This is a genomic window from Cupriavidus sp. CuC1 (assembly GCF_044627735.1).
GTDB lineage: Bacteria > Pseudomonadota > Gammaproteobacteria > Burkholderiales > Burkholderiaceae > Cupriavidus > Cupriavidus ulmosensis.
Genome location: NZ_JBIUHC010000036.1, coordinates 58734 through 71082, shown reverse-complemented (window position 1 = coordinate 71082; position 12349 = coordinate 58734). Strand labels below are relative to the sequence as shown.

Sequence of the window (12349 nt, the reverse complement as noted above, 5' to 3'; positions counted from 1 at the left end):
ACCCAGTAAGCCCTCGCTACGCACTCGCATAACCGCGTGAAATCAACACCTTACGTTGGCCTGAACTCAAAGTTAGGCCTAGCTAAGCCACCCCTCTCCCCGGCCCTCTCCCCCTGAGGGGAGAGGGAGTGAAAGCCTTCGTCATGGCACGCGGCTTTGGTCTGTTCTTCGGCTTCGTTCGGTGCCTCGGGTCTTTACATCCCGCCTGGATCCCGCTCGATTTCTTCGAGCGTGGCGTCCAGCCATTCCACCAGCCTTGCCTCCATCGCCTGCGTCAGTTCCGCCGCCAGTTGCGCGGTCAGCGGGGCCAGGCGCGATTGCAGCGTGGCTTCGGTATGGGCCTCCACCACCTGCGGCCATTCGGTGCGAAACCGCATCATCACGCGGGTCAGCAGTTCGCTGCGCACGGCGCGCAACTCGTCCGCGCTGGGCGGCGGGCTGGCGTGGTGCGTGGCGTGCGAGACCGAGTAGGCGCCATCCTGCGTGGACGGGGTTGGCTGGTGCAGCGCGGGGATCTCGGGCGCGGGAATGCCGTCGCCGGTCTCACGGGGCATGACGACATGGGTGACCGGGCCGGGCCAGGTCATGTCATGCGCGGGCTGGGCATGGCCTGGGCCGCCAGCGCCGGAATCCGACCACCCTGCGGCTTGCGTTGCCCCCGTCGCATCCGGCGCATCCGGCGCCGGTTGCTTGGCGCCGTCGGTGGGCAGGTCGATCACCTCCGTCAGCAGCGGAATGCTGTCGTTGGGCCCGATGCGCGGGATCACGCGCGAGGTAGTGCGTTCGGTCATGCGGCATCCCCCTTGCCCTGGGTTGACTGGCCTGCCTGGCCGGCCTGGGCGATATCGTGGTGCGCCAGCGGATAGCCGCGCTCGCGGTACAGGCGAAAGCGCTCGCGCCCGGCGGCGCGGTCGTCGGCGTCGCTGCCGACCACCTCGATCATGCGCTCGAAGCTGGCGAACTGCGCTGGCGGCTCGGCGCTGAGGTTGATCAGCAGCTGATGGTGCGGGGCCTGGTCCAGCGTGGCCGCCAGCACGATCGGCGTCACCTCGGCGTTCGGGCTGTCCACGCCGCAATGCGGCAGGAAATCCAGCGCGGAGAACGTCCACAAGCGCGCATCGAGCTGCGCCAGCTGTTCCGGCGCGCCATGCACCACCAGTTTCTGGCCGGCGCCATACGCCTTGCGGATCAGCCGGCAAGCGTAGCCGAGCTTGTCGGGCACGTTGCTGTGGAAATCGATACGCGTCATGGTTGAAAGCAATCCTGTGAGAATGAAGCTAAACAGGGACGGACCCGCGCAGATGCCGGCGCCGGCCCGTCCCTGCGGTCAAGCATCAAGCTTGACCATCAAGCTTCAGCCAGCGCGGTCCATCAGGAACTGCGCCAAGAGGGGCACCGGACGGCCGGTGGCGCCCTTGGCGGCGCCGCTCTTCCAGGCGGTGCCGGCGATGTCCAGGTGGGCCCAGTCGTATTTCTCGGCATAGCGCGCCAGGAAGCAAGCGGCGGTCACGCTGCCAGCCGGGCGGCCACCGATATTGGCCATATCGGCAAAGTTGGACTTGAGCTGATCCTGGTAGTCATCGTCCAGCGGCATGCGCCAGGCGGTGTCCATGGCCTTGCGGCCGGCTTGCAGCAGCTGGTCCGCGAGGCCGTCGTTGCGCGCGTACAGGCCGCTGTTGACGTGGCCCAGCGCGATGATGCAGGCGCCGGTCAGGGTTGCCACGTCCACCACGGCGGCCGGCTTGAAGCGCTCGACATAGGTCAGCGCGTCGCACAGGACCAGGCGGCCTTCGGCGTCGGTGTTGAGGATCTCGATGGTCTGGCCGGACATGCTGGTAACCACGTCGCCCGGCTTGGTAGCGTTGCCGCTGGGCATGTTCTCGCAGGTGGGGACCACCGCGATCACGTTGAGCTTGAGGCCCATCTCGGCCACGGCCTGCAGCGTGCCCAGCACCGAGGCGGCGCCGCACATGTCGTACTTCATCTCGTCCATGCCCTCGCCGGGCTTGAGCGAGATGCCGCCGGTATCGAAGGTGATGCCCTTGCCCACCAGCACCACCGGCGCCTGCTTGGCCGAGGCGCCGTCGTAGCGCAGCACGATGAACTGGGGCGGCTCGATCGCGCCCTTGGTGACCGCCAGGAAGGCGCCCATCTTGAGGGCCTCGATCTGCTTGCGGCCCAGCACTTCCACCTTGAGCTTGTGGCGCTTGGCGATGCCGCGCGCGGCATTGGCCAGGTAGGTCGGCGTGCAGATGTTGGACGGCAGGTTGCCCAGGTCCTTGGTGAGCTCCATGCCGTTGGCGATGGCCGCGCCGCGGACCACGGCCTGGGCAGCAGCCTTGGCGTCGGCCGCGTCGACGGTGAGCACCACCTTGCGCAGGCCGGCGGGCTTGTCGGCGCTGTTGCTGTTGCCGTTGCCCTTGGCATTGGCGCGCTTGAGGCCCGGATGGCGCTCCTGCAGGCGGTAGCCGGCTTCGCGGATCAGGGTGACGGTGGTGATCAGGCGCCAGGCCAGGTCGCGAGCGTTGCCGGCCTGCTGGGGCGCCTGCTGCTGGGCGAGGCACCACAGCACATTGGCGGCGCGCGTGCCGGACAAGGCACGCAGCGCGGTGCGCACGGCCTCGGCGAACGCCTTGTCGCCGAACTCGGCTTCCTTGCCGAAGCCCACCAGCAGCACGCGGGCGGCGCCCACGCCAGCCACTTCGTGCAGCATCAGCTGGGTACCGCGCTTGCCTTCGAAATCACCCAGCTTGACGAGCCGGGATACCAAACCCTTGGTTGCTACGTCGAGTGCCTTGGCCACACCGGCCAGGCTCTGTCCTTCAAACAGGCCCACCACCAGACAATCGGTCTTGGTTGCCAGGAAACCATTTTGGCCCGCTTTGCTCCAATCCAAGGCTTTTGTGCTAAATTCCATCGCGCTTCCTTCCAGGGGCTTGTCCACCACGAAAGCTCCTATTATCCGCGATTTGCTGCCGCCGGTCCGCTATGCTGCTAGCAAAGCCTCTCCGGCGCCGACATCGCCCGCGCCGGCCGGCAGCCCGGAACCGACTCCGCATGATCTTTCAACAAGCCTTGCGTCGCGAGCTCGCATACACCGCCGGCGCGGTGTTCCTGGTCATGCTGACCTTCATGCTGACCTCGCTCGTAATCCGTATCCTCGGCATGGCCGCCAATGGCCAGGCCAGCCCCAATGACGTCCTGATGCTGATCGGCCTGGCCACCATCGGCTACCTGTCGATCCTGCTGTCCGCCACCCTGTTCATTTCCACCCTGATCGTGCTCACGCGCTGGTACAAGGACTCGGAGATGGTGGTGTGGTTCTCGGCCGGCATCTCGCTGCGCGACCTGGTCAAGCCGGTGCTGCAGTTCGCCACGCCCTTCATCATCATGTCGCTGCTGCTGGGCATGTTCGCCTGGCCGTGGGCCAACCAGCAAAGCGCCCTGTTCCGCGACCGCTTCGAGCAGCGCGGCGTGCTGTCCATGATCGCCGCCGGCCGCTTCATCGAGCCGGCCAAGGGCAACTACGTGCTGTTCATCGAAGGCATCGACGCCGACATGAAGCACGCGCGCAATGTCTTTGTGGCCAACGCCGAGGCCGACAAGATCGGCGTGGCGCTGGCCCACCAGGGCCAGTTCCAGACCATGCCCAACGGCGACCGCATGGTGGTGATGGAAAACGGCCGCCGCTATGCCGGCACGCCCGGCAAGATCGACTACCGCATCATCGAGTTCGACCAGTACGCGGTCAAGGTGGACAACAAACCACCCGAGACGGAAGCCAACCTGCCGACCAAGAGCCGCGACACCATCGACCTGCTGCGCAGCCCCACCAACGAGAACCTGGGCGAGCTGCTGTGGCGCCTGTCGCTGCCGCTGCTGGCCCTCAACTTTGTGCTGATCGCCATCCCGCTTGCCTACGTCAACCCGCGCCTGGGCCGCTACACGCCCCTGGTCTTCGCGGTGCTGATCTACCTGACCTACAGTAACGTGATCAACCTTTCTCAGGCCTGGGTGCGCTCCGGCTCCATCCCGTTCTCGATGGCCTGGTGGCCGTTCCACCTGATTGCCCTGCTGGGCGCGGTGCTGCTGTTCCGCTACCGCCAGAACCGCAGCCTGGGTGGCTGGCGCGCGGTCTTCGGCCTGCCCCGCAAGGGCGGCAACCGGGGGAGCCAGGCATGACCGTTTTGCGTGTCTACGAGCGTTATTTCGGGCGGCTGATCTACGGCGTCTTCGCCTTCATCCTGTTTGCGGTGCTGGCGCTGTTCGTGTTCTTCGACATGCTCAGCGAGCTGGAGAGCGTGGCCGGCCGCTACACCTCGCTGGTGGCGTTCTTCCACGTCATCCTGCAGGCGCCCACCCGCATCTATGAGGTGCTGCCGATCGCCGTGCTGATCAGCGCCATCTATGTGTTCTCGCAACTGGCCAGCCAGTCCGAGTACACCATTTTCCGGGTGGCCGGCCTGAATACGCGCCAGGCGCTGTTCTCGCTGTTCAAGCTGGCGATTCCGCTGGCCATCGCCACGTTTATCTTCGGCGAGTTCATCGGCCCCAAGGCCGAGCAGTACGCGCAGAAGGTCAAGCTCGAAGCGCTGGGCGCCACGGTTTCCGCAGGCTTTCGCTCCGGCGTGTGGGTCAAGGACCGCGACCGCGATGCCTCCAAGGGCCATGAGGTCACGCGCTTCGTCAACGTGGCCGGCCTGCGGCCCGACCAGAGCATCATCGGCGTCACCATTTATGAGTTCGACGACCAATATCGCCTGAGCGTGATCCGCGTGGCCAAGGAAGGCCGCTACCAGGGCAGCCAGTCATGGCAGCTCACCGGCGTGACCGAAACCCACTTCCTGGAGCTGCCAAGGGGCGAACCCGGCAAGGCGGACGCCCTGGCGCCCTCCTTCCGCGGCGAACAGCAAAGCGTGCCCGCCATGACCATGCGCTCCGAGCTGACGCCGCAGATCCTGTCGGTGCTGCTGGTGGAGCCGGAGCGCATGTCCACGCTGGACCTGTTCCGCTATATCCGCCACCTGCGCGACAACAAGCAAGATACCCAGCGCTACGAGATCGCCTTCTGGAAAAAAGTGATCTACCCGCTAACCCTGTTCGTGATGGTGGCGCTGGCCCTGCCCTTTGCCTACCTGCACGCGCGGGCCGGCGCGGTGGGCGTGAAGGTGTTCGGCGGCATCATGCTGGGGCTGTCCTTCCACTTGTCGAACACGCTGTTCTCCCATGTGGGGCTGCTGCATACCTGGCCGCCGATCGTCTCGGCGCTGATCCCCGGCACGCTGTACCTGCTGGTAGCGCTTGGCGCGTTGCGCTGGGTGGACCGGCATTAAGCGCTAAGGTTCGAGGATGAACACCTCTCCCCCTTCCCGCCAGGCCATGGTGCTGTTCGGCCATGGCGCGCGCGACGCGCGCTGGCGCGAGCCGTTCGACCGGCTGCACGCCAGGCTGACGGCCGCCCTGCCGGATTGCGCGGTGCGCCTGGCCTTCCTGGAACTGATGACGCCTTCGCTACCGGATACGCTGGCCGAGCTGGCCGCCGGCGGCGTTAGCGATATCAATGTGGTGCCGGTTTTCTTCGGCCAGGGCGGGCATCTGCGGCGCGACCTGCCGGCGTTGCTGGATGATTGCCGCCGGCAGCATCCGGGGGTGACGATCCGGTGTGCCACAGCGGTGGGCGAGGATGACAGCGTGCTGGACGCGATTGCAGCTTACTGTGTGGGGACGCTCGGCAGCGCGGAACGGCGCACCTGAGACATCGAACGAAGGCGACGAACAGGCCAAAACCGGGCGCCATGACGCCGGCTTTCACTCCCTCTCCCCTCACGGGGTGGCTTAGCCAGGAGCCACTGGAAGCGAAGCCCGTGGTTTTTGACGGCACGACGGCGTAACGAGCGCCCGCCCTCTCCCCCGGCCCCTCTCCCACTGCGTGGGAGAGGGGAGCAAACCAGCGCCGCACGAACGCGCGTAGCACCCCAAAGAAAAAGCCGGGCAACGCAACGTTGCCCGGCTTTTTCTTTGGCGCCTTAGCCTTGACGTCAGGCCGCCCGGGTTACCCCAAACGCATCGCCACCATCCACATCCTGCGGCACCGCCTCGCTAGCCCGCGAGGCCAGCGCTTCGCCGATCATCAGCAAGCTGGGATGCACCGGATTGATCCAGGCCGCCGCCTCGCCCGCCGCCATCTGCCGCAGCGTGAACTGGCGGCTGCGCTGGTGCGCCGAAGTAGCGGCCTCGACCACCCAGGCGGGTGTAGAGGCCGGCTTGCCGTGTGCGATCAGTTGCGCGGCGATGGATGCCGCCTGGTCGCGGCCCATGTAATACACCACCGTATCGGCCTTCACATCGGCCTCCACGTCGATCGTGTCAGCCGCCTTGGATTGCGTCGCAAAGGCCACGCTGCGCGACACGCCGCGCTTGGTGAGCGGCTTGCGGATAGCGGAGGCTGCCGCCAGTGCGGCGGTGATGCCCGGCACGATCTCGTACTCGATGCCGGCTTCTTCCAGCGCCTGCAGTTCCTCATCGGCGCGGCCGAACAGCATTGGATCCCCACCCTTCAAGCGCACCACGCGCTCGAACTTGCTGGCCTGGTCGACGATCTGGCGGTTGATGAACAGCTGCGCGGTAGAGCGCTGGCCACAGCGCTTGCCTACCTCGATCAATTGCGCCTGCGGACACCATGCCAGCATCTCAGGCGAGACCAGCGCGTCGTGCAGCACCACCTGGGCTTCGCCCAAAAGCCGTGCACCGCGCACCGTAATGAGGTCCGCGGCACCGGGACCTGCCCCGATCAGGTAGACCTTGCCCATGCCATGCTCCTTCGCGTTCGCTTGATCGACTTGTCTATGCACTCGCCTTAGGCGAACGCACGGATCATGCCAGCGGCCACGGTGTGGTTGGTGGCTTCATCGATCAGCACAAAAGCGCCGGTCGCCGGGTTGTCGCCATAGTTATCGCAGACGATGGGCTTTTGCAGCGAGATCTGCACCGAGCCGATATCGTTCAAGCCGATTTCGTGGCGGTCCGTCTCATGCAACAGCGTATGCACGTCCAGCACGCGATCCACCGACGACACGCGCGCGAACACACTGGCCGTGGTGTGCTTGAGCACATATTTGCGGGCCGGGTTGAGCGATTCGTCATCGAACCAGCACAGGTCGGCGGTCAGCTTCTTGGCCGAAACGCTGTCCGCGGCGGCAGCCACGAACATATCACCGCGTGACACATCCACGTCTTCCGACAAACGCACCGTCACGGTCTCGCCCACGCTGGCCGATTCGGCCACGCCGTTGGGGGTCAGCACTTCCGCCACCAGCGCATCGCGGTTGGCCGGCAGCACGCGCAGCTTCTGGCCCACGCGCACGGTGCCTGCCTCGACCCGGCCGGCGTAGCCGCGGAAATCGTCAGCCTGGGCGCCGTCCTGGCGGATCACCAGCTGCACCGGGAAACGCAGCGCGGCGTCGCCTTCGGGAGCGGGTTCTTCCACCGGCAGGGCTTCCAGCAGCGGCAGCAGGGGCTCGCCCTGGTACCACGGCATGGCCTGGCTGGCGTTGACGATATTGTCGCCACGCAGCGCCGACACCGGCACGTAGCGCACGTCCTTCAGGCCCAGCTGGCTGGCCAGCTCGGTGTAGGCGGCGCGGATCTGGTTGAAGCGCTCTTCGCTGAACTCGACCAGGTCCATCTTGTTGATGGCCACGATCACGTGTTGCAGTTCCAGCAGCTTCAGGATCGCCGAATGGCGCTTGGTCTGCGCCAGCAGCTCCGCACGGCCGTCGGTCACGGTCACGCGGGTGGCGTCGACCAGCACGATGGCGGCATGCGCGGTGGACGCGCCCGTCACCATGTTGCGGGTGTACTGCTCATGCCCCGGCGTGTCCGCGATGATGAACTTGCGGCGCGCGGTGGAGAAGTAGCGATAAGCCACGTCGATGGTGATGCCCTGCTCGCGCTCGGCTTCCAGGCCATCGGTCAGCAGCGAGAAATCGATCTGCTCGCCGGCGGTACGCTTGTTCTTGGCGTTGGTCAGCGCGGTCAGCTGATCGGACAGCACAGCCTTGCTGTCATACAGCAGGCGGCCAATCAGCGTGCTCTTGCCATCGTCGACCGAACCCGCGGTGATGAAACGCAGCAGGCCTTGGTGTGATGCTTGTTTGGTCATGTCGAATCCTTTCTTCATCCCTCTCGCAGCGCTCGCTCCGGCGCATAGGCGGGAGGCAGCGCTAGGCGCGTGAGGGCGACGTGTACATTGGTACACGAGCACTCTCGCAACGACGCGATGTGCCCGCCTATGCGTCCGGTTAGAAGTAGCCTTCTTTCTTGCGGCGTTCCATCGACGCTTCGCTGGTCTGGTCGTCCATCCGCGTAGCACCGCGCTCGGTGATCTCGGTCACGGCCGTCTCGGCAATGATCTCGATCGGCGAGGCCGCCGTGCTGGCCACCGGGCAGGTGCAGCTGATGTCGCCAACGGTACGGAAGCGCACCGAGATCACTTCGCTGACGTCGCCGTCCTGCTTGGGCGTGATCGGCGTGACGGGCACCAGCAGGCCGTTCTTCTTCACCACTTCGCGCTGGTGCGCGTAGTAGATCGGGGGCAGTTCGAGTTCTTCACGGGCGATGTACTGCCACACGTCCAGCTCGGTCCAGTTGGAGATCGGGAACACGCGCATCTGCTCGCCGGCCGCCATGCGGGCGTTGTACAGGCTCCACAGTTCCGGGCGCTGGGCCTTCGGGTCCCATTGGCCGAACTCGTCGCGGAAGGAGAAGATGCGTTCCTTGGCACGCGCCTTTTCTTCGTCGCGGCGGGCGCCGCCCATCAGCGCATCGTACTTGTTGGCTTCGATGGTTTCCAGCAGCGTCACGGCTTGCGCGGCGTTGCGCGAGTCGGTTTCCTTGCGCAGGCGCACGGTGCCGCGCTTGATGGAATCTTCCACATGGCCCACCACCAGGCGCGCGCCAAGCTCGGCCACGCGCTGGTCACGGAAGCTGATCACTTCCGGGTAATTGTGGCCGGTGTCGATATGCACCAGCGGGAACGGCAGTTCGGTCTTGCGCTCGCCCAGGCGGAAGGCCTTGAGCGCCAGGTGCAGCATGACGATGGAGTCCTTGCCGCCCGAGAACAGCAGGGCCGGGTTGCGGCACTCCGCCACCACCTCGCGGATGATGTAGATCGATTCCGCCTCGAGCTTGTCGAGGTGATCGTTTTGCACTTGCAGCAGGTGCGCCACTTCCGGCGCGCCAGTCAGTTCGTTCATGATGCCCATTTCGTCTGGCCTCAATGCTTGATGTTCTGTTCGTGAAGCCCGCACTCTTTCGAGTCCTTGCTCTCCCACCACCACCGTCCGGCGCGCACATCCTCGCCCGCGCGCACGGCACGCGTACAAGGCTCGCAGCCGATGCTGGGGTAGCCCTTGGCATGCAGCGCGTTGACCGGCACGTTGTGGCGCTTCAAATATGCCCAGACCTCAGCCTCCGACCAGTCGGCGAGCGGGTTGAACTTGGGGATGCCGCGCGCTTCGTCCATTTCCTCGAACGGCAGCTCCGAGCGCGTCACCGCCTGCTCGCGGCGCTGGCCGGTCAGCCAGGCGTCAGCGTGGGACAGCGCGCGGTTCAGCGGCTCCACCTTGCGGATGCCGCAGCAGCTCTTGCGCAGGTCCACGCTGTCGTAGAACGCGTTCAGCCCATGGTTCTTCAGGTAGTTCTCGACGGCCTCGGGGTCCGGCGTGAAGCGCTCGATGTCATAGCCGTAATGCGCCTTGACTTCATCCAGCACTGCCAGCGTTTCCGCGTGCAGGCGGCCGGTTTGCAGCGTGAACACGCGGATGCCGGCGCGCACCTGCTCGGTGCCGCGCAGGATGGCGTCCGTCACCACCATGTCTTCGGCCGCCAGGCTCGACGCAAAGCGGGCGCGGAAGAAGCGGCCAGCGATTGTCGCCAGGCGCTGGCCCAGCTCACGCTCCTTGGCCTCCAGATCCGCCACGCTGCCGGTGTACTCCGGCGCGGTCCACAGCGCCGGGGGACGCAGTGACGAGACGGGAGCCTCGATGATTGCAATCTCGCTCATGCCGTTTCCTTGCCCAGCGCTTCGGCGCGGTTGCGGCGGAACAGCGGCAGCGGCTCATCCACCGATGCCTGGTAGGCCACGGTGAACTCGGTGAAGCCCTTGATGGCGTCCTCGATGTTCTTGTCCGCGCGCACCGCGAAGGTGTCGAAGCCGCAGCGCTTCATGAAGTTCAGCTGGTCGCGCAGCACGTCGCCGATGGCGCGCAACTGGCCGGACCAGTTGTAGCGGGTGCGCAGCAGGTAGGCGGTGGAGAAGCCACGGCCATCGCGGAACACGGGGAAATCCACCGCGACCACGGCCACGCTGGCAAACGCGGCCTGCGCGTCGGCCGGCTCGTCTTCCGGCGCCAGCCAGATGCCGGTGATGTCGGCAGCGCGGCCGGCCAAAACGCCGTCCTTGTGCGCCAGCCAGGCGGTCAGCGGGAACAGCACCGCATCCTTGCCTTGCGCGGCGGCGACGATTTGTTCGTCGGTCAGGGCCGCGCCCTCGGCACCGCGCAGCACGGTCCATGCATCGTCGATGATGACCGGAACCGGGTTGGCGCCTTCGCCGCGTTGCAGTTGAATAATCTTTGCCATGTCATTATCTCCGGTGCTCAGGCTTCGGCGCGTTCGCGCTGCTTGTCGGCGTAGACGCGTTCCTTGAACGGGGCAATGCCGATACGGCCCAGCACGTCGATGAAGCGTTCGTCGTCATGGCGGTTAGCCACATAGGTGTCGATGATGCGCGACACCACGTCCGGCATTTCGTCCGCCTTGAACGACGGGCCGATCACCTTGCCGATGGCGCTCTTGTTGCCTTGCGCGCCGCCCAGCGTGACCTGGTACCACTCCTCGCCGTCCTTGTCCACGCCCAGCACGCCGATATTGCCAACGTGGTGGTGGCCGCAAGCGTTGATGCAGCCCGAGATGTTCAGCGAGATCTCGCCCAGGTCGTGCACGTAGTCCAGGTTGTCGAAACGCTCCTGGATGGCCAGTGCGATGGGGATCGACTTGGCATTGGCCAGCGAGCAGAAATCGCCGCCCGGGCAGGCGATGATGTCGGTCAGCAGGCCGATGTTGGCGGTAGCCAGGCCGCCCTTCTTGGCTTCTTGCCACAGCGCGTACAGGTCGCGCTTCTTCACGTCCGGCAGCACCAGGTTCTGCTCGTGCGCCACGCGCAGCTCGCCGTAGCCGTAGCGGTCGGCCAGGTCGGCGACCAGGTCGATCTGCGCATCGGTAGCGTCGCCCGGGGGCGAGGCAATGCCAGGCTTGGTCGACAGCGTGATCGCGGCGTAGCCCGGCACCTTGTGCGCATGCACGCTGCGGCTCACCCAGCGGGCGAAGGCCTTGTCTTCCAGCAGGTGTTTTTCATACGAGGCGTCGGTGTCTGGCAGCTTGTCATAGGCGGGGGGCGCGAAGTACTGCGCCACGCGGTCGAACTCAGCCTGCGTGATGGTGGCGGGACCATCCTTGCTGTGCTGCCATTCTTCCTCGACTTCCTGCGCGAACTTCTCCGCGCCGATGGCCTTCACCAGGATCTTGATGCGGGCCTTGTACTTGTTGTCGCGGCGGCCATAGCGGTTGTACACGCGAATGGCCGACTCCACGTACGACAGCAGGTGCTGCCACGGCAGGTCTTCCTTGATCACCGAACCCAGGATCGGGGTGCGGCCCAGGCCGCCGCCGGCCAGGATGCGCAGGCGCGTTTCGCCCTCGGCGTTGCGGTACGCGTAGATGCCGATATCGTGCATCTGCACCACGGCGCGGTCATCGGCCGAAGCCGAGATGGCGATCTTGAACTTGCGCGGCAGGAACGCGAATTCCGGCTGGAACGTGCTCCACTGGCGCAGCAGCTCAGCCAGCACGCGCGGGTCCACGGACTCATCGGGCGTGACGCCGGCGAAGTGGTCGGTGGTGATGTTGCGCACGCAGTTGCCGGAAGTCTGGATGCCGTGCATCTCGACGCTGGCCAGGTCGGCCAGCACGTCGGGCACGCGCTCCAGCTCCATCCAGTTGTACTGGATGTTCTGGCGGGTAGAGAAGTGGCCATAGCCGCGGTCATACTCGCGCGCGATATGGGCCAGCATGCGCATTTGCTTGGACGACAGCAGGCCGTACGGAATCGCCACGCGCAGCATGTAGGCATGGCGCTGCATGTACAGGCCGTTCTGCAAGCGCAGCGGCAGGAATTCTTCCTCGGACAGCTCGTCGGACAGGCGGCGGCGCACCTGGTCACGGAACTGGGCTACGCGTTCGTTGACGATGCGCTGGTCGTATTGGTCGTACTGATACATGGTGTGGGTCC

Annotated in this window: 12 protein-coding genes; 3 read left to right on the top strand and 9 right to left on the bottom strand. The window is 65.7% G+C overall.

What is annotated here, in order from left to right:
• Positions 1-194 precede the first annotated feature (194 nt).
• The 3 genes from ACGLHR_RS17615 to ACGLHR_RS17605 all read right to left on the bottom strand — a co-directional run bounded on the left by ACGLHR_RS17615 (position 195) and on the right by ACGLHR_RS17605 (position 2917).
• A complete protein-coding gene (locus ACGLHR_RS17615) occupies positions 195-791 on the bottom strand; it encodes a hypothetical protein (protein WP_400095527.1) in 597 nt (198 codons plus the stop codon).
• Positions 788-1249, bottom strand: a complete 462-nt coding sequence (locus ACGLHR_RS17610; RefSeq protein ID WP_318231705.1) for a DNA polymerase III subunit chi — start codon at positions 1247-1249, stop codon at positions 788-790. Before ACGLHR_RS17610 ends, ACGLHR_RS17615 begins: the two co-directional genes overlap by 4 nt.
• 105 nt (positions 1250-1354) lie before the next feature.
• Positions 1355-2917, bottom strand: coding sequence for a leucyl aminopeptidase (locus tag ACGLHR_RS17605; RefSeq protein ID WP_400095525.1), 1563 nt, complete (start codon positions 2915-2917; stop codon positions 1355-1357).
• 140 nt (positions 2918-3057) lie between these two features.
• Here ACGLHR_RS17605 and lptF point away from each other — a divergent pair, with 140 nt between their 5' ends.
• Genes lptF through ACGLHR_RS17590 form a run of 3 tightly spaced genes read left to right on the top strand, consistent with a single transcriptional unit; the run spans position 3058 to position 5754 of the window.
• On the top strand, positions 3058-4182 hold the full coding sequence (gene lptF / locus ACGLHR_RS17600) for an LPS export ABC transporter permease LptF (protein WP_400095523.1): 1125 nt from the start codon (positions 3058-3060) through the stop codon (positions 4180-4182).
• Positions 4179-5333 (top strand): LPS export ABC transporter permease LptG, encoded by a 1155-nt coding sequence (lptG, locus tag ACGLHR_RS17595; protein ID WP_267604125.1) that lies wholly within the window; start codon positions 4179-4181, stop codon positions 5331-5333. Before lptF ends, lptG begins: the two co-directional genes overlap by 4 nt.
• A gap of 16 nt (positions 5334-5349) precedes the next feature.
• Entirely contained in the window at positions 5350-5754 is a 405-nt protein-coding gene (locus ACGLHR_RS17590; protein ID WP_400095521.1) for a sirohydrochlorin chelatase, read from the top strand.
• A gap of 284 nt (positions 5755-6038) precedes the next feature.
• Here the strand turns inward: ACGLHR_RS17590 and cobA are convergent, their stop codons facing one another.
• The 6 genes from cobA to ACGLHR_RS17560 all read right to left on the bottom strand — a co-directional run bounded on the left by cobA (position 6039) and on the right by ACGLHR_RS17560 (position 12338).
• The gene (cobA, locus tag ACGLHR_RS17585; RefSeq protein WP_400095520.1) at positions 6039-6809 is read right to left on the bottom strand and encodes a uroporphyrinogen-III C-methyltransferase; all 771 of its coding nucleotides are present in this window, start codon (positions 6807-6809) and stop codon (positions 6039-6041) included.
• Between the two features lie 47 nt (positions 6810-6856).
• A complete protein-coding gene (locus tag ACGLHR_RS17580; RefSeq protein ID WP_267604127.1) occupies positions 6857-8161 on the bottom strand; it encodes a sulfate adenylyltransferase subunit 1 in 1305 nt (434 codons plus the stop codon).
• 139 nt (positions 8162-8300) lie between these two features.
• Positions 8301-9263, bottom strand: coding sequence for a sulfate adenylyltransferase subunit CysD (gene cysD / locus ACGLHR_RS17575; RefSeq protein ID WP_318231711.1), 963 nt, complete (start codon positions 9261-9263; stop codon positions 8301-8303).
• 11 nt (positions 9264-9274) lie between these two features.
• Entirely contained in the window at positions 9275-10063 is a 789-nt protein-coding gene (locus ACGLHR_RS17570; protein WP_400095519.1) for a phosphoadenylyl-sulfate reductase, read from the bottom strand.
• On the bottom strand, positions 10060-10641 hold the full coding sequence (locus ACGLHR_RS17565) for a DUF934 domain-containing protein (protein ID WP_267604130.1): 582 nt from the start codon (positions 10639-10641) through the stop codon (positions 10060-10062). The genes ACGLHR_RS17570 and ACGLHR_RS17565 overlap by 4 nt, the downstream gene beginning before the upstream one ends.
• A gap of 17 nt (positions 10642-10658) precedes the next feature.
• The gene (locus ACGLHR_RS17560; protein ID WP_318231714.1) at positions 10659-12338 is read right to left on the bottom strand and encodes a nitrite/sulfite reductase; all 1680 of its coding nucleotides are present in this window, start codon (positions 12336-12338) and stop codon (positions 10659-10661) included.
• Positions 12339-12349 lie beyond the last annotated feature (11 nt).

What these genes read in the sequence shown, in the direction of transcription:
- ACGLHR_RS17615 (WP_400095527.1), bottom strand. Translation starts at nt 791, where the DNA reads ATGACCGAACGCACTACCTCGCGCGTGATCCCGCGCATCGGGCCCAAC.
- ACGLHR_RS17610 (WP_318231705.1), bottom strand. Translation starts at nt 1,249, where the DNA reads ATGACGCGTATCGATTTCCACAGCAACGTGCCCGACAAGCTCGGCTAC.
- ACGLHR_RS17605 (WP_400095525.1), bottom strand. Translation starts at nt 2,917, where the DNA reads ATGGAATTTAGCACAAAAGCCTTGGATTGGAGCAAAGCGGGCCAAAAT.
- lptF (WP_400095523.1), top strand. Translation starts at nt 3,058, where the DNA reads ATGATCTTTCAACAAGCCTTGCGTCGCGAGCTCGCATACACCGCCGGC.
- lptG (WP_267604125.1), top strand. Translation starts at nt 4,179, where the DNA reads ATGACCGTTTTGCGTGTCTACGAGCGTTATTTCGGGCGGCTGATCTAC.
- ACGLHR_RS17590 (WP_400095521.1), top strand. Translation starts at nt 5,350, where the DNA reads ATGAACACCTCTCCCCCTTCCCGCCAGGCCATGGTGCTGTTCGGCCAT.
- cobA (WP_400095520.1), bottom strand. Translation starts at nt 6,809, where the DNA reads ATGGGCAAGGTCTACCTGATCGGGGCAGGTCCCGGTGCCGCGGACCTC.
- ACGLHR_RS17580 (WP_267604127.1), bottom strand. Translation starts at nt 8,161, where the DNA reads ATGACCAAACAAGCATCACACCAAGGCCTGCTGCGTTTCATCACCGCG.
- cysD (WP_318231711.1), bottom strand. Translation starts at nt 9,263, where the DNA reads ATGGGCATCATGAACGAACTGACTGGCGCGCCGGAAGTGGCGCACCTG.
- ACGLHR_RS17570 (WP_400095519.1), bottom strand. Translation starts at nt 10,063, where the DNA reads ATGAGCGAGATTGCAATCATCGAGGCTCCCGTCTCGTCACTGCGTCCC.
- ACGLHR_RS17565 (WP_267604130.1), bottom strand. Translation starts at nt 10,641, where the DNA reads ATGGCAAAGATTATTCAACTGCAACGCGGCGAAGGCGCCAACCCGGTT.
- ACGLHR_RS17560 (WP_318231714.1), bottom strand. Translation starts at nt 12,338, where the DNA reads ATGTATCAGTACGACCAATACGACCAGCGCATCGTCAACGAACGCGTA.